Below are 19,817 nucleotides of genomic sequence, written 5' to 3'. Positions count from 1 at the left end.
TTTACAATAGGTATTCCAAGGAACTAAATTAAAATTCCTTATGGATAACAGTATATATATTAATTTAAATGGGATGTTTTAAAAATAAAAGACTGCCTTATACAAGACAGTCTACTGATTTTATTATAATTGTAATGGACTGCTCAAACTATTACTTTAAAACAGCCCATATTTTTTTGTATAATTATATTTTTAGCTATAGTAAAGATTTTGTGAAGGATACTCTGGGTCACAAGTTACATCTATACCAAGCTTTCTAAATGTTTGTTCATCATCTCTATTTAATATAGTAGTAGAATGTGCTTGACACCCTTTTAATAAAGCTAACTTTTCCATAGCAAATTGTGCAGTTGGATTAGTTACAGCACAAATACTAAGAGCAGTTAAAACCTCTTGACAACTAAGTGAAACATTTCTACTTGCTAAAGTTTTTGTTTTTAAATTTATAATAGGCTCTAATATTACAGGTGATATTAAGTGCATATCATCAGATATATTAGCTAAATGCTTAATTGCATTCAGTACTGCTGCTGCTGTTCCATTCATTAAGTCAGAACCTTTACCAGTTAATATTGTCCCATCTTCTAATTCTAGTGCCACTACAGGACAAGTATCATTTTTATCAGCATTTTCTTTTAACTTATTACTGTAATTTCTAGCAGGTAAAACAACGTTTCTATCTTCTGGCTTTAAATTAAGCTCTTCCATAATCATTTTCATTCTATCATAAGCACCTTTATCAACTTGTCCCTTTTTATACTCACAAGCAGTTTTAAAGTATCTTCTTATAATTTCTTCTATAGAAGCTTTTCTTATTACTTCATCATCTATTATTCCAAAACCAACTCTATTAACACCCATGTCAGTTGGAGATTGGAAAATTGATTCTTTTCCAGTTATTTTTTCTATTATTTTTTTTAGCACTGGGAATAACTCTAAATCTCTATTATAGTTTACTGACATTTCACCATACGTTTCAAGATGGAATGAATCTATCATATTTACGTCTTTTAAATCTACTGTAGCTGCCTCATAAGCTATGTTTAAAGGATGTTTCACAGGTATATTCCAAACTGGGAATGTTTCAAATTTAGAATATCCAACTACATTTCCTCTTTTATTTTCATGGTATAACTGACTTAAACAAGTACCAAGTTTTCCACTATTAGGTCCTGGTGCTGTTACTACTACAATTGGCTTTGTAGTTTCTATATAATCATTTGCTCCATATCCTTCATCACTAACTATAGTTTCAACATCTGAAGGATATCCCTTTGTTGGATAATGTTTATAAACTTTGATTCCTCTACGCTCTAACTTATTTATGAATACAGTCGTTGCAGGTTGTCCCTCAAATCTAGTGATTACTACACTGTTTACATCTAGCTCATAACCTCTTAAATCATCTATTAATCTTAAAACTTCCATATCATAAGTGATACCAAAGTCACCTCTTATTTTATTTCTTTCTATATCTCCTGCATACACACAAATTACAACTTCAACTTTTTCTTTCATATGTTGTAATACTTTTATCTTTGCATTTTCATCAAACCCTGGAAGTACTCTTTTTGCATGAAGGTCTCCCATTAATTTTCCTCCAAACTCCAAATAAAGCTTGTCAAAATTATTTACTCTTTCTAAGATATATTTAGACTGCTCTTCTAAATATTTTTTGTGGTCAAATCCTATTTTCATCTTAACACCTCACTAAATTAAATTTCTTTTTGATAACAGTATATTTATATATATTTTTTTAGTAAAACATCTTATAAAAAAATGTTAATACTTTTTCACTCAAAGTAATATTATACATTTAAGATTAATTTTTTTCAAGATAGTTTTATGGTAAATAAGATATACTTATATTATTAATAAAATAAGAATATTATATTTAAATATATAAAATATAATATTCTCATCTTAACATTAATTTATTTTAATATCTTTATACATGCTTTATTCTAAATTTAAAACTTTCCTAATATCTTCTATACCTTGATAAACTTCTTGTTTAGAAAAATTCATAGCCTCTAATTCTTCATCAGTTTTTTCCATAAGCATAGTATAAAATTCTATTGCTATATACTGCATATTTTCACTATTTACAGTTTTAGCTTTATCAAATAAAATTTCTTCTGCTTCATTCACATTTCCCTGGAAAACTAATCTTTTCAAAGTTATTAATATAACTTCTTCTTCAGTATTATATACTAAATCTTTCTCTTCATATTCACTGTATTTTTTCCCCAATAAGAATCTTGCAACCATCAATTTTATCTCATTGAAAATCTTATCCACTATAGCCATATTTACATCTCCTATAAATAAAATTTATTTTCTTTTTAATTATACCAAACTTTATAGAAAAAATTATTGTATGTAAATAAAATGATGAATAAATAAATTTTAAATAATAAAAAAAAGAAGGTAGCGGGGGATCTCCGACTACCTTCAAACACTAGATTGTGATTGGTTTGGTATTTTGTTTATACCCACCATAAGCTTTTTTAAATCATTTAAATTGATTTTTTTAGCATCCACATCCTCCATCAAAAACGTCACCACATTCGCAAAGTATTAATAATAATATTAAGAAAGGTATCCATGCACATAAGTCCATCTCAGCCCAACAGTCTTGGAATGCTAAGAATAAGAAAAATAATATTATTATCCACCAAGCACATCCGCCAAATCCGCCTTCACCAAAAAATCTATCCAACATAATATGTTACCTCCTAGTTATTTTGTATGTGGAGTTTCAGCTCCTAAAATATACTATGTTTAAGGTCTTATATTTGCTAATGATTTTTTTAAATTTTTTTATACAATTTTTCAGAAAACACTATTGACTTACACTTAATTTATTTCCATCACTATCTATAACTATCTCTCCATTATAAGTAAGAAAAGTTTTTATATCTAATTTTTTTAATATTTCTAATACTTCTTTATCAGGTTCTTTTTTTTGTGAGCAAGTAATAGCAGCATATTTTGGTGAAATAGATTTTAAAAATGCTTCACTTAATTTATCATACCTTCCATGATGAGGAATTTTCACAAAATCGTATTTTAAAGTATTTTCACTTATAAATTCAGCTAGACGTTCTTCTTCTGCATCTCCTGCAAATAAAAAATTGTGTGTGCCATAATTTATACTAGTGATTATTGAGTAATCGTTTGAACTCTCATACTCACTTTTTAAAGCTGGTTGTATGCTTATATTTGCATTATTAACTACAATATTCATTTTTTCTTTCAATATTATGGGCTCTATACCAGTTTTTTTAAGTGAGTTAACATATTCATCATATTGTTTACTGTCTTTTTTATAATTTGCTTGTATTAAATTATTCACTTTAACACTGGACAACACACTATCAACTCCACCTATATGGTCTTTATCTAAATGAGTTAAAATTAGATAATCAAGTGTATTTATTCCTTTTTCTTTTAACTTATTAACTATTTGTTCACCATCTTTATCTTCTCCTGTATCAATCATTATGGCTTTTTTGCCTATCTCAATTAATATGCAATCTGACTTTCCAGTATTTAGTATAGTAGTTTTAAATGCAGTATTTCCTATATCATTTTGAATATTATTTTGACTCATACTATTTTTCTCACTATCTAAATAAGATTTACTTGTTGACTCTGTCTTACCATTAGCAGTTACATTTACTACAATCAATAGAACTGCAATCAAAGATACTGTTGTAATTAAAAACATGATGTCTTTTAATATTATTTTCTTCATCCAAAAGCTCCTATAAATTTTATTTATTACATATTTATAGTATAGCAATGCTGACATAATAAAATACACCTAGAAAAAGGGCAAATTCTAGGCATATTTGTGGCATTAAATATAACAAATAGTTTAGTTTTATAATTGTAACTAAGTATTTTTTAAAATATTAATTAATACTATCTTTCTAAATTTAAATCTTCAAACTCTTTTATTTTATCATTAGATAAAACACTCTTCTTAGTTGACTGTCCATTTTTTCTATCAAAAGTATTTTTAGCTTTTGCACCTGATAAGAACTTACCAGCTCCATTAATACAGCCTTCTTCGCACATCATTCCTTCTATAAAATTACCTTCTAATCTACCTAATTTAGCCATTGTCATTGTTTTCTTAATTTGTCTTGGTCCAGAAACTTTTATAGGCTCAAAATCAAAACTGATACCTTTTTCAGCAATATAATTTTGTATTGATTTTGTGAGCCCACCAGATGCTCCAAATCCTCTTCCAAAAATTGAACCATCATTTATATCATCATTTGAGCATTTTGACAAATCTACATTAAAAGCTTCAAATAATGCCATTAATTCTTCAAAAGTAAGTACATAATCTACTGCATCTTTTAAACATTCCTCAGTTGCCTCACTCTTTTTTGCAGTACATGGACCTATAAATACTACCTTAGCATCAGAATCAAATTTTTTTACGAATCTTCCTGTAGCTACCATAGGTGATACTGTAGAAGATATTTTATCAACTTCATCTGGGAACATCTTCTCTATATACTTAAAGAAGCCAGGACAACATGAATTGGTCATATACTTATCTCCAGATTTTATTCTTTCAATAAATTCATTACTTTCATGAACTGTAACTGCATCTGCTCCACAAGAAGCTTCTATCATATCTATAAATCCTAGTGATTTTACAGCATTTTTTAATTGTCCATATGTAATATTACTATCAATTTGACCTGTTATTGCTGGAGCTACTATAGCATACATATTTTCTTTTCTTGCAAGTTTTTTTGCAACTGGTGCTATCAAACTCTTGTCACATATTGCTCCAAATGGACAGGCTGACATGCATGCACCACAATTTATACAATTATCTTCATGTATCATAGCCTTCATAGTATCCCTGTTAAAATCTAACGCCCCAGTTGGGCATACACTTTTACATGGTCTTACAACTTCTGAGATAGCATCATATTGACATGAACTTTTACACATTCCACAAGCTTTGCATAAATCATGGTTTATATAAGCTCTTCCATTTATATAAGAAATTGCTCCAAACTTACAAGCTTCTTTACATCTATGTGCCAAACACCCTCTACAAAGTTCTGTTACTGTAAATTCATTTATTGGACATCTATCACATGCAGCTTCTACTATATACATAATTTGCTCATTAGAACCTAAATTTACTGAATCTGGATTTATATTTTCATATTTAGCATTTGGTGTCAAACTCAGTGCAAGCTGTGCGCGTTCAAGAACTACCTCTCTCTCTTTATAAACGCAACATCTATATCTTGCTTTCTCTCCTTTAATTATTTCATATGGAATTTTTTCTATATTTTCTTTTGTTAAATTTTCTTCAATTGATAACTTTGCTACAACTGTTAAAACTTCATGTTTTAATCTTTTTAGCTGTGTTTCGAACTCAAACATAAGTACTCCTTCCTATAAGTCACCTATTTCACCTATATTTATACTATTATGTATATTGTATTTTTTATTTATTTCCATAAATTATTATAACACAGGCATGGTTTTTGTTAAGTTATATACAAAATATTATATATCTAATTTTTATTTTAAGTACTTAAACATCTTGATATAAATCTAAATAAAAATAGAGTTATCCTAATGTTAAATTACAACTTAGAACAACTCTATTCTCCATCTATATTTTTTATGATTATCTATAGATTTATTTTTCTAGATTTATATCACTAAAATCTTTTATTTTTGTATTTGCTAAAACACTTTTCTTAGTTGATTGAGAATTTTTTCTATCAAATGTAGCTTTAGCTTTTGTGCCTAGTAAGAACTTACCAGAACCATTAATACATCCACCTTCGCACATCATACCTTCTATAAAGTTTCCTTCTAATTTCCCTAAATTAGCCATAGTCATTGTCTTCTTAATCTCTCTTGAACCAGAAATTTTTACAGGTTCGAAATTAACTCCAATACCTTTTTCAGCAAGATAATTTTCTATAGCTTTTGTAAGTCCACCAGCAGCACCAAAGCCTCTTCCAAATATTGATGCATCATCTATATCTTCATTTGAACACTTAGCTAAGTCTATATCAAAGGCTTCAAATAGTGCCATTATTTCTTCAAAAGTTAGTACATAGTCAACAGCTCCTTTTAATTCCTTTTTAGCTGCTTCATTCTTTTTAGCTGTACAAGGACCTATAAATACTACTTTTGCATCAGGTTCATAATTTTTTATAAATCTTCCACTAGCTATCATAGGAGATACAGTAGAAGATATTTTTCCTACAAGGTCTGGGAATGTCTTTTCTATGTAACCAACAAATCCTGGGCAACAAGAGTTTGTCATAAAAGTGTCTCCTTTTTCCATTCTTTCAGCAAACTCTAAACTTTCATGAACTGTAACTGCATCTGCTCCACAAGCTGCCTCTAGTACATCGACAAAACCTAATGATTTTATAGCATTTTTTATTTGACCATATGTAACATTTGCTTCAACTTGACCTGTTATAGCTGGAGCTACTACTGCGTACATTTTTTCTTTTTGTACTAATTTTCTAGCTACTGGAGCTATCAAACTCTTATCAGATATCGCTCCAAATGGGCATGCTGACATACAAGCACCACAGTTTAAACATTTATCTTCATGTATCATAGCTTTCATATTTTCTCTATCAAACCCTAAAGCATTAGTTGGACATACGCTCTTACATGGTCTTACAACCTCTGAGATGGCATCATACTGACAAGCTTTTTTACACATTCCACAAGCCTTACATAATTCATGATTTATATAAGCCATTCCTCCAACATGTGTAATAGCCCCAAATTTACAAGCTTCTTTACATCTATGTGCTAAACAACCTCTACAGATATCAGTTACTGTAAATTCATTTATTGGGCAACTATCACATGCTGCTTCTAAAATATATATTATTTGTTCATCTTCTCCTACATCCATTGTATCTAAATCTATTTTATCTTGACCTGGCAATAGTCCCATACTTACATTTACTCTTTCAGATATTATAGCTCTTTCTTTATAAACACAACATCTGTATGTAGGTTTCTCGCCTTTTATTATTTCATATTGAATATTATCCATTGCTTCTCTTGTAAGGTTATCTTCTTTTCCAAGCCTAGCTATTGCAGTTAAAACATCATGTCTTAATTTGTGTATTTGTGTTTCAAATTGAAACATGTTAATACCACCCCCGTAAATAATTTTATACGGTATTATTATAGCATAATATTTCCTTTTATTAATATATATGTAAAATATTATATATTTAATTTTTATTTTATCGAATTCATATATTGTTTTTTTATTTTATTATATAATAATAGTGATATTTCTGAAATTTCACTATTTTTAAATTTTATTTTTAACCTATTTTATAATATTTTTTATTATTTTTTTAAATTTTATTTTTTATTTTTCAATTTATATATTACATTTTTTGATATTAAATTTACCAGACTCTCTCAGATTTCTATTTTATTTTCTTTCATTATTAATATATTTTTTAATAAATTTTTTTAAATTATAAAATTGGTTAACTTTTTTTAAAATTTCAATTGCTTTTTTTTAAAATTTATGCTATATTAATAGAACAGACTTAATTTATTTAGTTTGTATTTTTTAATAAAGCGGAGGTTTTTTTATAATGAAAAACGGAATAGTAAAATGGTTTAATAGTGAAAAAGGATTTGGATTCATATCAGTAGAAGGAGAAGACGATGTTTTTGTACATTTCTCAGCTATACAAACTGATGGATACAAAACTTTAGAAGAAGGCGAAAAGGTTAGCTTTGATATAACTCAAGGTAATAGAGGACCTCAAGCTGAAAACGTAAATAGAATATAATTATTTAATTTAAATATATATATTTTAGAAAAAGGAGCTACATAAGGCTCTTTTTTATTGTTTAAATTTATTGTTTAAAAAATAAAGAAGTTACCTTAAAAAAGTGCTAAGCTTAAAACAACTTATTTAAAGTAACTTCTTTATTTTATAGTATATTATTCATACAGACTTCTCTACCTAAATTTACTTGATATTATTAAACATAATTCTCTCAATACTTTACATGCTATAACTGTTGATACTCCTGTCGTATCATAATCAGGGCTAAGCTCTACAATATCACAACCAACTATATTTATATTAGATTTTTTTATAATCTTAAAAACATCTTGAAATTCTCTATAATTTATACCACCAGGTTCTGGCGTGCCTGTTCCTGGAAATACAGATGCATCCAACACATCTAAATCTATAGTTAAATAAACATTTTTCCCATTCAATTTATTAATTATCTTTTCAAATGTATTTATTCCACCGACTTCCATATAGGTATGTTTTTGTTCTATTGCAAACTTAAATTCTTCTCTTGTTCCAGACCTTATTCCAAATTGAAATATTTTATCATCTCCAACAATATCCCATACTCTTTTAATTACTGTTGCATGAGAATTTTTACTGTTATTATATTCTTCTCTTAAATCTGTGTGAGCATCAAAATGAATTACATACACATCATTATACTTCTCATAAACTGCTTTAAAGGCTGGTAAAGTAACTAGATGTTCTCCACCAATCATAAATGGAATCTTTAAATCTTCAACTATACTAGCAGTTTCATCATATATTTCTTTCAAAACTTGTTCTGTATCTCCAACACTAATTTCCAAATCTCCACAATCACATATATTATAATCTTCTAAATCCAAGTCTAAAAAAGGACTATATGTCTCAAGACCATAAAATTCTTTTCTCATTGAGCTACTTGCAAATCTAGCTCCAGGTCTATTTGAAGTAGTTCCATCAAACCCTACTCCAAACACTATCAGATTTGATTCTTCATAACTTTTATCCATACCCATAAATGTATTTATATGATAGAAATTACTCTTCATTTAGCATCTCCTTTACATATTGAGGTAACATAAATGAACCTAAATGGATATCACTATTATAATACTTCGTTTTTAAATTTAATTTTTCCCAGCCATCTCTATCTTGATTCTTTATTGGGTCTAGTTTTTTTGAAGCAAAGCCAAATAACCAATGTCCAGATGGATATGTTGGTATATGTGCTTGATAAACTTTAGCTATTGGAAATATCCCTTTTAACTTATCGTTGGCTCTTTTCATTTCCTTAGCATTAAACTCGAAATAAGGACTTTCACTTTGATTTACCAAAATTCCATCATCAGTTAGTATTCTATAACAATCTCTATAAAAATCATTTGAAAAAAGTCCTTCTCCTGGTCCTATTGGGTCAGTTGAATCTACTATTATCAGGTCATAAGATTTGTCATAAGCTTCCTTAACAAATTTAACTCCATCTTCAAAATATAAATTTACTCTTTCATCATCTAATTTACATGAACATATATCTATATACTCTTTAGACACATCCACAACCATTTTATCTATTTCAACCATATCAATTTTTTCTATTTTAGGATAACGACTTAACTCTCTTACTGTACCACCATCTCCACCACCTATAACTAAGACTTTTTTAATATTTAGATTTGTAGCCATAGGAACATGAGTTATCATGTCATGATATATAAACTCATCTTTATATGTCACCATCATTAAACCATCTATTGTCAGAAACTTACCAAATTCCTCACTATCAAACACATCTATTCTTTGAAATTCAGATTTTCCTTCAAACAAATGTCTATCTACTTTTATAGAAAATCTTACATTTTTTGTCCATTCCTCTGTATACCAAAGTTCCATATAATAATCCTCACTTTCATTTATCTATTTTACGTTTATACTGCTTCAGGTTTATGAGTGATTTTACCTAAATCTTTTTTTGAATATTTTTTTATTTTTGTTGTCAATCCTCTTGGAATTTCTGTGGACTCACTTCTTTCTGATTTTAGAAGCTGTTCCAATAATTCAAAACTTTTCCATGGGTCTATATCACCACAAGTGAAAAAATCCGCCGCTGCATAACCATATTCAGGCCAAGTATGTATTGTCAAATGAGATTCAGCAATTATTACAGCACCTGAAACCCCCCAAGGATTAAAATGGTGAAATACAGAATCAACAATTGTAGCCTTTGCGTTTAATGCTGAATCATTCATAAAATTTTCTATAAGATGTGGGTCTTTAAGTATACTCTCATCACAGTTATAGTATTCTACTAGTATATGTCTTCCTAGTGTTTCAAATTTCATTTCAATCCCAACTCCTTTTACATATTTATATGTACTATTGTATTTATCCAATAACACAATTTATTTTATAACGAGTATTGTATCTAAGTTTTTATCTTGCATATCAGTCAAATATGCATTACTCTTTTTTAAAAAAACAATATACTCCATAATTTCTTTTGTTATTAATTCTCCTGGAGTAACAATTGGTATGCCTGGTGGGTATGCCATTATTGATTCTCCACAAATTCTACCTATGCATGACTTAATATCTATGCTTTCTTTAGATGCATAAAAAGCTTCTCGCGGATTAAGCTCAATAGTTGGATTTATTTGAATCATATTAAACTCATTTAACTTGGTTTCTTTTCTATAATTTTTTTCAATTATAGAAAGAGCCTTAACCAATCTGTCAATATCTGATTTGTTGGTTCCAATAGACACAAGTGCCAAGATATTGTACAAATCGCCTAGTTCTACTTGAATTGAAAACTTTTTATACAACAAATCATACACTTCAAAACCAGTTAAATTTAACCCTTTTACATTTATACATAATTTAGTTTCATCTATAAATTTAACACCTTTTCTTTTTAATATTTCGGTAGACAAAACATCTATTCCATCTATTTTATTTAATCTAGCTTTTGCATATCTAGATAAATTTAATGCTTTTGATAATTGTTCTTCTCCATTTTCAACTAGGTTAACTCTTGCTCCATCTATACTTGCCATAAGTAAATAAGATGCAGATGTAGACTGTAACATGTTGATTGACTGAAGTACTTTTTCAACTCTTATATTTTCTCTATTCAATAAAAGTGCTGAAGATTGTGTCAATGCTCCTCCAGTTTTATGTATACTTACAGCCACCATATCTGCTCCTAAACTTATTGCAGAAGGAGGTAAATCTAAATGAAATGGAAAATGAGCACCATGAGCTTCATCTACTAATACTAAAAGATTATTTTTATGACATAATTCTATGATGCTCTCAAGGTCTGCACAAGCACCATAATAAGTTGGATTAAGTAAAAATAAAGCTTTTATATCGCAGTTTTTTTCTATTTCCTCTTTAACTTTATCAATAGTAATATTTAAACTTATACCTAATTGCTCATCAAATTCTGGTTGTATAAATATTGGTATTCCTCCACAAAGTATTAAAGCATTTATTACTGACTTATGAATATTTCTTGGTAGCAATACTTTTTCTCCTGGATTTATTACACTTAAAATCATTGCATGTATTGCTTGTGTAGTACCATTAGTTATAAAGAATGCTTCATCAGCCATATAAGCCTGTGCTAATAAATCTTGTGCATTTTTTATGACTCCAGTTGGATTAGATACATTATCCATAGTGGGTGATGAGTTTATATCCATTTTCATGAGATTTTCACCTAGATATTTATTTAATATATCTACACCTCTATTTTTCACATGTCCAGGTACATCAAAACAAGCTATATCTCTTTTTGAATATTCTTTTAATGATTCCAATAATGGAGCACATTCATAGCTCAATTCAACTGCATTTGCGAACTCACTGTCCATGACTTTAAATTCATCCCCTCTCTATATTCTAATATTTTCATTGTTTTTATTTATTATTTCTATTTTTTATTTTTACTTTTATTAAACTCATGATATTTATTATATTAACAAACGAGTATTTTTACAAGTATTTTTTTATTTCATATCAAAAACCTATACCTTAGTGTTATCAATATTTATAAACTTTTATATTTTTTATTGTTTATATTAATTTTTTTTAAAATTAGTATTTGTAAACTTTCTTATTTTTAGTCAATTTCTTATTTTTATTTTTTTCAAGTTTTACTAACGCTTTAAGTTTAATATTTTTAATTAGTATGTATTCTATTACTAAACTTTTATACTATTTTTATTTTATATATTAAAATCCATAGTTTAGTGTAACTAAATAATTTTCATATTTGTAGATTTAAATTTTTTATAAAAATTATTAAAATTTAATCTAATACTATAGAATAAATTCTATTTGTACAAACAAAAATAGAGTAGTAAATAAATTCACTACTCTAGATTTATAGTATCATAACATTATAGACTTATAGCATTTTTTGTACATTCCTTTATATTTGCTACTTTACTCATAATTATAACTGTTAAAAGTTCTGAAACAGCCATACTTACCCATATTCCATTTACTCCAAATAACTTAGAAAAAACAAGTAGTATAATTGGCAACAGTAGGATTGAACGTAAAACACCTATAATATTAGAATGTACTGGCATTTCTATCGCCTGATAATACATCATAGTTGTCAAATTCTTCCCAATCATAAGATAGGCTAAATTAGCCATATTAAGTGCAACATAGGCCATTAAAATAATTTCTCTATCACTTGTAAATATTTTTATAATTTCTTTTCCAAATAAAAAACATATTACTGTAAACATTATAGATACAAAGAAACTCATTTTTGTTGCCATATTATAATAGCCTAACATTTTTTTACTTTCTTTAGAACCAAAATTATAGCTTATAAGTGGTTGAACACCTAAAGTTATACCCATTAAGAGATTATAAATATTAGTAGTTACATAGTTTACTACAGCATAAGCAGAAAGACCTACATCTCCAACAACTCTTGTCAAAACTATATTATGTGCAAGTATAATTATTGAAAAAGCACTCTCTGCAAAGAATGAGGGAAATCCTATATTAAATAATTCTTTTAAAACATCCTTTTCTATCTTTGCTGAACCAAAAGATAACTTACCTTTTTTAAACATAAAATGAGGTAACATTATTATAAGTGTAGATAGTTGACCTAAGCCACTTGCAATTGCTGCACTTTTTACACCAAATCCAAGCTTAAATATAAATAGATAATTTAAAGTTATATGAAATATTGTTCCTGACACAGTAGCTATCATAGCAAGTTTTGGTCTTCCATCATTTCTTAAAAAACTACAAAAAACAAGACCTAGCAAATTTGGTAAACAGAAAATAGCATAAAATGTTAAATATTCAGAAGATAATCCTACTAAATTTTCTGTTGCTCCCATAATTCTAACTATATGCTCTGAAAAAAGTATACAAATTATTGTAAGAGATAAACTACCTATTATTAAGATTTTTATCACTTGTCTAAATATATTTACAGCCCTTTCATCATCTCTAGAACCAAATTTTTTGGAAACTAGTACTCCTCCTCCAACTGCCATTAAACTAGATAATCCTAAAAATACCATTACAAGAGGCATTACTATACTAACAGCTGTAAGTGCTGAATCGCCTAGTCCTTTTCCCAAAAATATTCCATCTAATATTGTATTAAATGATGATACAAACATAGCAAGAGCTGATGGTATAGCATACTCTAAAAATTTTTTTGCCATTAAAAATCTCCCTCCCATAGATTATTATAATAAATATTATTTCACTATATAAAATACTAATCTATCCTCTGAGGGTAGAGTCAAGTTTTTTTGTATACTATTTTTTTCTTATTTCTAATTGAACCAATGTCTTTTCTTTTGTATCTGAATCTACTCTGGAAAGCATCCATATTTCATTAAAATTTCCAACAAGTTCTATATTATTATTCTTTGCATAATCTATTATTTTTTGATAATAATCATAGGCATTATTCCAATTATCATCATATATAATTGTTAAATATTCACCTGCTGGTAAAATATGCTCATTCTCATATTCTTCTCTTTCTTTAAAATCTACTATATCATCATATAATAATGCTTTACCTTCTTTGATTACTTTCTCATATGAAATACTACCTGAGATTATAGGATATACATCATTATACTTATCTTGAATGTGTAAAATAATATGTCTCAGATACATCTCAAGTTCCACTTCATCCTTTGAATTACATTTATATACATTTACTTTTCTTTCTTTATTGTATTTTATAAATACATTATTTAAATCATATTTTAACAGTTCATTTACTTTAAATTCTATATCATTTAGATAATTTTTCACATCTGATAGTTCTTTTATTTTATTTTCTATCATTTTATTTTGTCTATCAATTGTATTCATCATAGAATCAATTGAACTGTCTGAATCAATTAATTTTTTTATATCTTCAAGAGCCATCCCCATAATCTTACAGTACTTAATTACATCTATACTCATAAATTGTTCTCTTGAATAATACCTATATTTATTTTCTTGATTTACATATGCTGGTTTTAATATACCTACTTTATCGTAGTATCTTAGAGTTTTTATTGATAAATCAAAAAGTCTAGACACTTCTCCTATTGAAAAATATGTTTTTATATTATCCCCTCCCTTTATATTTTGCATTAAAATAGTACTACATTAACCTATAAATATCAATATAAAAATTAATTGTATTTTTAATTAATTTTATATTGATATTTATATATTAAAAATAATAAAATAATGATAGAATTATAAAAAAATAAGAGAAGCTTTTAAAAGCTTCTCTTATTCCATCTCTGCTATAGGTATCGTTTTCCAATGTTTTCTTAAAATTGCTTCAACATTTTCTGAATCCTTTGCTCTCATAAACTTCACTGCCTCAATATGTTGATTATTGCTGTAAGTTAGCATTTTATACAATTCTTCTTCATTGTCGCTAGTATATGACTTTGACATAAAATTATATCTAAGAGAGTTCAACATATTTATTAACACCTGATTATCTGATTTTGCTATGTATATATCGTGAAATTCATTGCTTAGTTTTAAGTAGTTATTGTAATTTTTATACTTTATAGAGATAGCCATCATTTCTGTTAACTCGTCCATTTTTATTAAATCTGATTCAGTTAAATTTTCTAAAGATGAAGAGCCTGCTAACGCATCTAACATACCAATTACAGAGTATGTGTCTAGTTTTTCCTTTTCCTGAAACTCTTTTACCACAAATCCCTTATTAGGTATCTTTTCTAGTAAATTTTCACCTGCCAACCTCGTTAGTGCTTCCCTTGCTGGTGTTCTACTAACTCCAATAGAGTTACAAATTTCAGATTCAGTAATTCTCTGATTAGCTTCATACTCTCCATTTTGGATTTTTTTTGATATATAGTCATAGACTTGAGTTGTAAGTGGATCTACTTTCATAAGACACTCCTCCATATTAAGATTATAAAAGTTAAATCTCCCTACAACTTCAGTAGAGAGGTTTTGTTTTATCTTACTTATCTATATAATATCATAACTTCTATATTTTTTACACTTCTTTGTATATTTTGAAATACTAAAATTTTTATGATAATTTAAAACAAAAATGTAGCAAAACCTTTGATAAATCAAAATTTTTGCTACATTTTTATTTTTAACTTAAATTATTATACTTAAAATACACTAAAAATAATAAATGATTTAGAATCCATATGGATTTTTAATTCATTGTTTTCTATCTGTATATTTTTATTTATATTTTTAAGATTATACTTTATAGGTATTTCCTCTATAAAGTTACCTTCTATATTTAATGATATATTTTCAGGATTGTTACTTCTATTTATTAAAATCAGTATCCTATCATTATATTCATTAAATCTTATAAATGCAAACACATTGTCATTTTTAGTATATATAAATTCTGTTTCTCCAGAACTTAAAATTTTATTTTTATTTCTGATTTTTATAATATTTTTATAAAAATTTAACATATCTTCATCTTCATTTTTCCATGGATATGTTCTTCTATTGTCTGGGTCTACATCTCCACAAAGACCTGCCTCATCTCCATAGTATATATATGGTACTCCTTCAAATGTCATCTGCGTAGCTACAGCAAGTTTCATCAAATCTATATCATTATTTAATTCAGTTTTAGCTCTTGTGACATCATGTGTTCCAATTAAATTTAAATTAGACTTAAATGATTCTTCTGGATAATTTTCTTTAATTTGCATATATTTATTGCTAAGTTCATATGAATTAATTTCTCCTTTTAAAAATGAAAACATATTATTTCTAAATGGATATCCCATAACAGAATCTAATTCTTCACCTAATAAATAGCTTCTCCTTTGACCATAACTAATCTTATTTGAGGCATCTTCCCATACTTCCCCTATAAGTATAGAGTCATTATCAGCTTCTTTTAGTTGCTTTCTCAGCTCTCTTATAAACTCAGTTGGCAGTTCATCTGCAACATCCAATCGCCATCCTTTAATCCCCATATTCATCCATTTGTTTATGACACTATCCTTGTCATATATTATATAATCCATATAGCTTTTTTCTAATTCATTTGTATTTGGCAAGGTCTTTATATCCCACCAACTTTTATATTTATGAGGAAATTCTTCAAACACATACCATGAATAATATGGTGATTCTTTTGATTGATATGCACCTAAACTATCATAATTTCCATACATATTAAAATACTTACTATCTGCTCCAGTGTGACTAAAAACACCATCAAGTACTATTGATATATCTTTTTCTTTTGCTTTATCAATTAATTCTTTAAATGTATCTTCATCTCCAAACATAGGGTCAATCTTTTTATAATTTCCTGTGTCATACTTGTGATTACTAGAAGCTTCAAATATAGGACTCAGATATAATATACTCACTCCTAATTTTTTTAGATACCCAAGTTTATTAATTATTCCCCTTAAATTTCCACCATGAAAATCCCATCTTATAATATCCCCTCTATTGTCCTTTATGTACATAGGTATATCGTCCCAATTGCCATATATAAAGCTGTTTTTTTTAGGATTATCAACCTTCCCATTACGATTTCCATTGTTAAATCTATCTACAAATATATGGTAAAGTACTCCTTCTTTGTACCAGTTTGGCACTTTAAAGTCTCTATAAACAGTAATTTGATATTTATTGATATCATTATAATTATATTCACAAGTGTATCCATTTTCTCTATTCTTTCCATAGAATACAGTCTTTTTCTCACCATTTATTTCAGCAATCACTTTAAAATAATAAAAATAAACACCAGTTGTATCAAATTTTCCAACCTTACAATAAAAATACTTTCTAAGTGTATTATTGTTTAATTCTTCATTTAAAATTATTGTTTTTGATTCATCTTCTTTGTTTATTTCTAGGGAAATAGACTCAACATTATATCCTTCATTTACTTTGACATTAATCATCAATTCTTCATCAAATTTTAAAGCTCCAAACGGAGCCTTAAAATTTTTATCCCAAGAGTTATATTCTATTATGTTTTGCATTTATAATCACACCCTTTTAAACCAAATGTCTTTTGCATATTCAGAAATTGTTCTATCAGAAGAAAAAAATCCTGAATTAGCTATATTAACCAAAGACATTGTATTCCATTTTTCTTTATCACGATATAGTTTGTTTATATTTGCTTGAGCTTGCCCATAATTTTCAAAATCCCTCAATACAAAGTATTCATCATTGTAAGTGGTAAGTGAATTATAAATACTTCTACCTTCTTCACCTAGGTTAGGAATAAATCCATTTATTAAGTCATCTACTACTCTTTTTATATCCATGTTAGAATGATACAAGTCAAGTGAAGAATATCCACCAAACTTATTATAATTAAGTACTTGCTCTGCACTAAGTCCAAATAAAAACATATTTTCTTTTCCTACTTGTTCACATATTTCTACATTTGCACCATCTAATGTTGCTAAAGTTATAGCACCATTCATCATAAACTTCATATTACTTGTTCCTGATGCTTCTTTTGTTGTCGTTGAAATTTGCTCACTCACATTTGCTGCTGGTATTATTATCTCTGCTAATGATACACCATAATTCTCTATAAATACGACTTTTAACTTGTCCTTTACTCTAACATCATTATTTATAGTACTTGCAACTGAATTTATAAATTTAATTATGCACTTGGCTAAATAATATCCTGGTGCAGCTTTTGCTCCAAATATAAAAGTTCTTGGGTCAATATTTAAATTAGGATTGTCAAGTAATTCATGATACATATGAAGTACATTAAAAATATTCAATAGCTGCCTTTTATAAGCATGCAACCTCTTAACCTGAACATCAAATATAGAATTAGGGTCGATATTTAAATCGTATTTATCATTTATAAAATTTGCTAAATTTACTTTATTATTGTATTTTATATCATCAAGTCTTTTTAAAACAGAAGAATCATTTTTAAATTTTTCAATATTCTTTAGCTGTAAAGTATCTGTTTTCCATGAATCACCAATTAAATCTGTTATTAAATTGCTAAGTTGCGGATTTGAACTTATAAGCCATCGTCTATGTGCAATTCCATTAGTTTTATTGTTAAATTTATTTGGTTCGTCTTGATAAAAATCTTTTAAAACTTCTGTTTCAAGAATTTGAGTATGAAGCTTAGCAACTCCATTTACACTGTGACTTGTTACAATACATAAATTTGCCATATTTATGTTGTCCCAGTCTATTATACTCATTCTTCTTATTTTGTCTTGGTCATATCCTTTATTATTTAATTCTTCTACATACCTTCTGTTTATTTCTTCTATTATCATATAAATTCTTGGTAATAACTCTTTTATCATACTTACAGGCCACTTTTCCATTGCTTCTGACATTATAGTATGATTAGTATAAGATACTGTTTTTTTAGTTATCTGCCATGCTTCATCCCAAGATAAGCCTTCTTCATCAAGTAAAATTCTCATAAGTTCTGGTATACACAAGGTAGGATGTGTATCATTTATATGAATTGCCACCTTATCAAATAAATTACTGATGTTTAGTTTATTCTTTTTATACTTCCTTATTATATCTTGTACACCTGCACTTACAAAGAAATACTCTTGCTTCAGTCTCAATAATTTTCCTGCATAATTTGAATCATCAGGATACAACACCTGTGAAATTTCTTCAGTATAGTACTTGTGTTTTAGGGCCTCTTCATAACTTCCTGAATAATTTAGAGCATTTGAAGTAAGTTCTCCAAAGTCTCTTTTTGGTATCTCACTTTTAAATAATCTTAAAGTATTGATACACTGATTTTGGTATCCGATTATTGGTATATCATAAGGCATTGCCATTACAGGAAGATAGTTTTTATGGACTACTTTTAAATGGCTTCCCTCCTTAATCAACTCTACTTCTCCACCAAACTTTACCATCGTCGCTTCATTTGGTCTTACAGTTTCCCATGCATAACGTCCTTCTGTAAGCCAGTTATCAGGTACTTCGACCTGATAACCATTTACAAATTTTTGTTCAAATAAACCGTATTTATATCTAATTCCATATCCTTGACCACTTATGTTCAAAGATGCCATAGAATCTAAAAAACATGCTGCTAATCTTCCAAGGCCACCATTCCCTATAGCTGGGTCTACCTCAGCTTTGATTAAATCATCTAAGTTAATTCCTAATTCTAGTAATCCTTCTCTAACTTCTTCTTCAATATTTAAATTTAGTAAATTAGATTTTAATTGTCTTCCTATTAAAAACTCTAGACTAAAATAATAAACCTCTTTTTTCTTATCTAATTTCGTAGCAACCCATTTTTTTGCTATTTCATCTTTCAGTAGACTACATAATACATTTAACAATTGTTCATCAGTAGCTTCCTTGATAGACTGTGCATATAAGCTATACATTTTCACTTCAAATTTTTGCTTGAATTTCTTTTTGCTTATTGTTACCAAAAAAACCACTCCT

Annotated in this window: 16 protein-coding genes; 1 reads left to right on the top strand and 15 read right to left on the bottom strand. The window is 27.7% G+C overall.

Features of this window, described 5'->3' with window-relative positions; translation table 11 throughout:
• Positions 1-192 precede the first annotated feature (192 nt).
• The 6 genes from IC218_RS14755 to IC218_RS14730 form a co-directional block, all read right to left on the bottom strand.
• On the bottom strand, positions 193-1,698 hold the full coding sequence (locus tag IC218_RS14755; RefSeq protein WP_227436738.1) for a DUF1846 domain-containing protein: 1,506 nt from the start codon (positions 1,696-1,698) through the stop codon (positions 193-195).
• Between the two features lie 261 nt (positions 1,699-1,959).
• On the bottom strand, positions 1,960-2,310 hold the full coding sequence (locus tag IC218_RS14750) for a DUF6483 family protein (protein ID WP_227436740.1): 351 nt from the start codon (positions 2,308-2,310) through the stop codon (positions 1,960-1,962).
• A gap of 223 nt (positions 2,311-2,533) precedes the next feature.
• The gene (locus IC218_RS14745) at positions 2,534-2,725 is read right to left on the bottom strand and encodes a hypothetical protein (RefSeq protein ID WP_003418667.1); all 192 of its coding nucleotides are present in this window, start codon (positions 2,723-2,725) and stop codon (positions 2,534-2,536) included.
• A gap of 120 nt (positions 2,726-2,845) precedes the next feature.
• The gene (locus tag IC218_RS14740) at positions 2,846-3,760 is read right to left on the bottom strand and encodes a ComEC/Rec2 family competence protein (protein WP_227824768.1); all 915 of its coding nucleotides are present in this window, start codon (positions 3,758-3,760) and stop codon (positions 2,846-2,848) included.
• 170 nt (positions 3,761-3,930) lie between these two features.
• On the bottom strand, positions 3,931-5,427 hold the full coding sequence (locus IC218_RS14735; protein ID WP_227436744.1) for a 4Fe-4S dicluster domain-containing protein: 1,497 nt from the start codon (positions 5,425-5,427) through the stop codon (positions 3,931-3,933).
• 262 nt (positions 5,428-5,689) lie between these two features.
• Positions 5,690-7,180, bottom strand: coding sequence for a 4Fe-4S dicluster domain-containing protein (locus tag IC218_RS14730; protein WP_227436747.1), 1,491 nt, complete (start codon positions 7,178-7,180; stop codon positions 5,690-5,692).
• Between the two features lie 466 nt (positions 7,181-7,646).
• Between IC218_RS14730 and IC218_RS14725 the strand changes: the two genes are divergently transcribed.
• Positions 7,647-7,847, top strand: a complete 201-nt coding sequence (locus IC218_RS14725) for a cold-shock protein (RefSeq protein ID WP_227436749.1) — start codon at positions 7,647-7,649, stop codon at positions 7,845-7,847.
• A gap of 173 nt (positions 7,848-8,020) precedes the next feature.
• Here the strand turns inward: IC218_RS14725 and speB are convergent, their stop codons facing one another.
• The 9 genes from speB to IC218_RS14680 form a co-directional block, all read right to left on the bottom strand.
• Positions 8,021-8,899 carry an agmatinase gene (speB, locus tag IC218_RS14720; RefSeq protein WP_227824767.1) on the bottom strand — a complete coding sequence of 293 codons (879 nt, stop codon included), beginning with the start codon at positions 8,897-8,899 and terminating at the stop codon, positions 8,021-8,023.
• Positions 8,889-9,740 carry a polyamine aminopropyltransferase gene (gene speE, locus IC218_RS14715; protein ID WP_227436752.1) on the bottom strand — a complete coding sequence of 284 codons (852 nt, stop codon included), beginning with the start codon at positions 9,738-9,740 and terminating at the stop codon, positions 8,889-8,891. The genes speB and speE overlap by 11 nt, the downstream gene beginning before the upstream one ends.
• 35 nt (positions 9,741-9,775) lie before the next feature.
• The gene (gene speD / locus IC218_RS14710) at positions 9,776-10,189 is read right to left on the bottom strand and encodes an adenosylmethionine decarboxylase (protein ID WP_227436754.1); all 414 of its coding nucleotides are present in this window, start codon (positions 10,187-10,189) and stop codon (positions 9,776-9,778) included.
• 60 nt (positions 10,190-10,249) lie between these two features.
• A complete protein-coding gene (locus tag IC218_RS14705) occupies positions 10,250-11,725 on the bottom strand; it encodes an aminotransferase class I/II-fold pyridoxal phosphate-dependent enzyme (protein WP_227824766.1) in 1,476 nt (491 codons plus the stop codon).
• Positions 11,726-12,253: 528 nt separating this feature from the next.
• The gene (locus IC218_RS14700; protein ID WP_227436758.1) at positions 12,254-13,558 is read right to left on the bottom strand and encodes an MATE family efflux transporter; all 1,305 of its coding nucleotides are present in this window, start codon (positions 13,556-13,558) and stop codon (positions 12,254-12,256) included.
• 97 nt (positions 13,559-13,655) lie between these two features.
• Positions 13,656-14,495 (bottom strand): MerR family transcriptional regulator, encoded by an 840-nt coding sequence (locus tag IC218_RS14695; protein WP_227436759.1) that lies wholly within the window; start codon positions 14,493-14,495, stop codon positions 13,656-13,658.
• Between the two features lie 144 nt (positions 14,496-14,639).
• Entirely contained in the window at positions 14,640-15,278 is a 639-nt protein-coding gene (locus IC218_RS14690) for a GntR family transcriptional regulator (RefSeq protein ID WP_227436760.1), read from the bottom strand.
• A gap of 233 nt (positions 15,279-15,511) precedes the next feature.
• Complete coding sequence (locus IC218_RS14685) at positions 15,512-17,377, bottom strand: glycoside hydrolase family 13 protein (RefSeq protein ID WP_227436761.1); 1,866 nt, start codon at positions 17,375-17,377, stop codon at positions 15,512-15,514.
• Between the two features lie 6 nt (positions 17,378-17,383).
• Positions 17,384-19,804 (bottom strand): glycogen/starch/alpha-glucan phosphorylase, encoded by a 2,421-nt coding sequence (locus IC218_RS14680; RefSeq protein ID WP_227824765.1) that lies wholly within the window; start codon positions 19,802-19,804, stop codon positions 17,384-17,386.
• Positions 19,805-19,817 lie beyond the last annotated feature (13 nt).

The organism is Clostridioides sp. ES-S-0005-03 (assembly GCF_020658455.1).
GTDB lineage: Bacteria > Bacillota > Clostridia > Peptostreptococcales > Peptostreptococcaceae > Clostridioides.
This window is presented reverse-complemented; position numbering and strand designations above follow the sequence as displayed.

What these genes read in the sequence shown, in the direction of transcription:
- IC218_RS14755 (WP_227436738.1), bottom strand. Translation starts at nt 1,698, where the DNA reads ATGAAAATAGGATTTGACCACAAAAAATATTTAGAAGAGCAGTCTAAA.
- IC218_RS14750 (WP_227436740.1), bottom strand. Translation starts at nt 2,310, where the DNA reads ATGGCTATAGTGGATAAGATTTTCAATGAGATAAAATTGATGGTTGCA.
- IC218_RS14745 (WP_003418667.1), bottom strand. Translation starts at nt 2,725, where the DNA reads ATGTTGGATAGATTTTTTGGTGAAGGCGGATTTGGCGGATGTGCTTGG.
- IC218_RS14740 (WP_227824768.1), bottom strand. Translation starts at nt 3,760, where the DNA reads ATGAAGAAAATAATATTAAAAGACATCATGTTTTTAATTACAACAGTA.
- IC218_RS14735 (WP_227436744.1), bottom strand. Translation starts at nt 5,427, where the DNA reads ATGTTTGAGTTCGAAACACAGCTAAAAAGATTAAAACATGAAGTTTTA.
- IC218_RS14730 (WP_227436747.1), bottom strand. Translation starts at nt 7,180, where the DNA reads ATGTTTCAATTTGAAACACAAATACACAAATTAAGACATGATGTTTTA.
- IC218_RS14725 (WP_227436749.1), top strand. Translation starts at nt 7,647, where the DNA reads ATGAAAAACGGAATAGTAAAATGGTTTAATAGTGAAAAAGGATTTGGA.
- speB (WP_227824767.1), bottom strand. Translation starts at nt 8,899, where the DNA reads ATGAAGAGTAATTTCTATCATATAAATACATTTATGGGTATGGATAAA.
- speE (WP_227436752.1), bottom strand. Translation starts at nt 9,740, where the DNA reads ATGGAACTTTGGTATACAGAGGAATGGACAAAAAATGTAAGATTTTCT.
- speD (WP_227436754.1), bottom strand. Translation starts at nt 10,189, where the DNA reads ATGAAATTTGAAACACTAGGAAGACATATACTAGTAGAATACTATAAC.
- IC218_RS14705 (WP_227824766.1), bottom strand. Translation starts at nt 11,725, where the DNA reads ATGGACAGTGAGTTCGCAAATGCAGTTGAATTGAGCTATGAATGTGCT.
- IC218_RS14700 (WP_227436758.1), bottom strand. Translation starts at nt 13,558, where the DNA reads ATGGCAAAAAAATTTTTAGAGTATGCTATACCATCAGCTCTTGCTATG.
- IC218_RS14695 (WP_227436759.1), bottom strand. Translation starts at nt 14,495, where the DNA reads ATGCAAAATATAAAGGGAGGGGATAATATAAAAACATATTTTTCAATA.
- IC218_RS14690 (WP_227436760.1), bottom strand. Translation starts at nt 15,278, where the DNA reads ATGAAAGTAGATCCACTTACAACTCAAGTCTATGACTATATATCAAAA.
- IC218_RS14685 (WP_227436761.1), bottom strand. Translation starts at nt 17,377, where the DNA reads ATGCAAAACATAATAGAATATAACTCTTGGGATAAAAATTTTAAGGCT.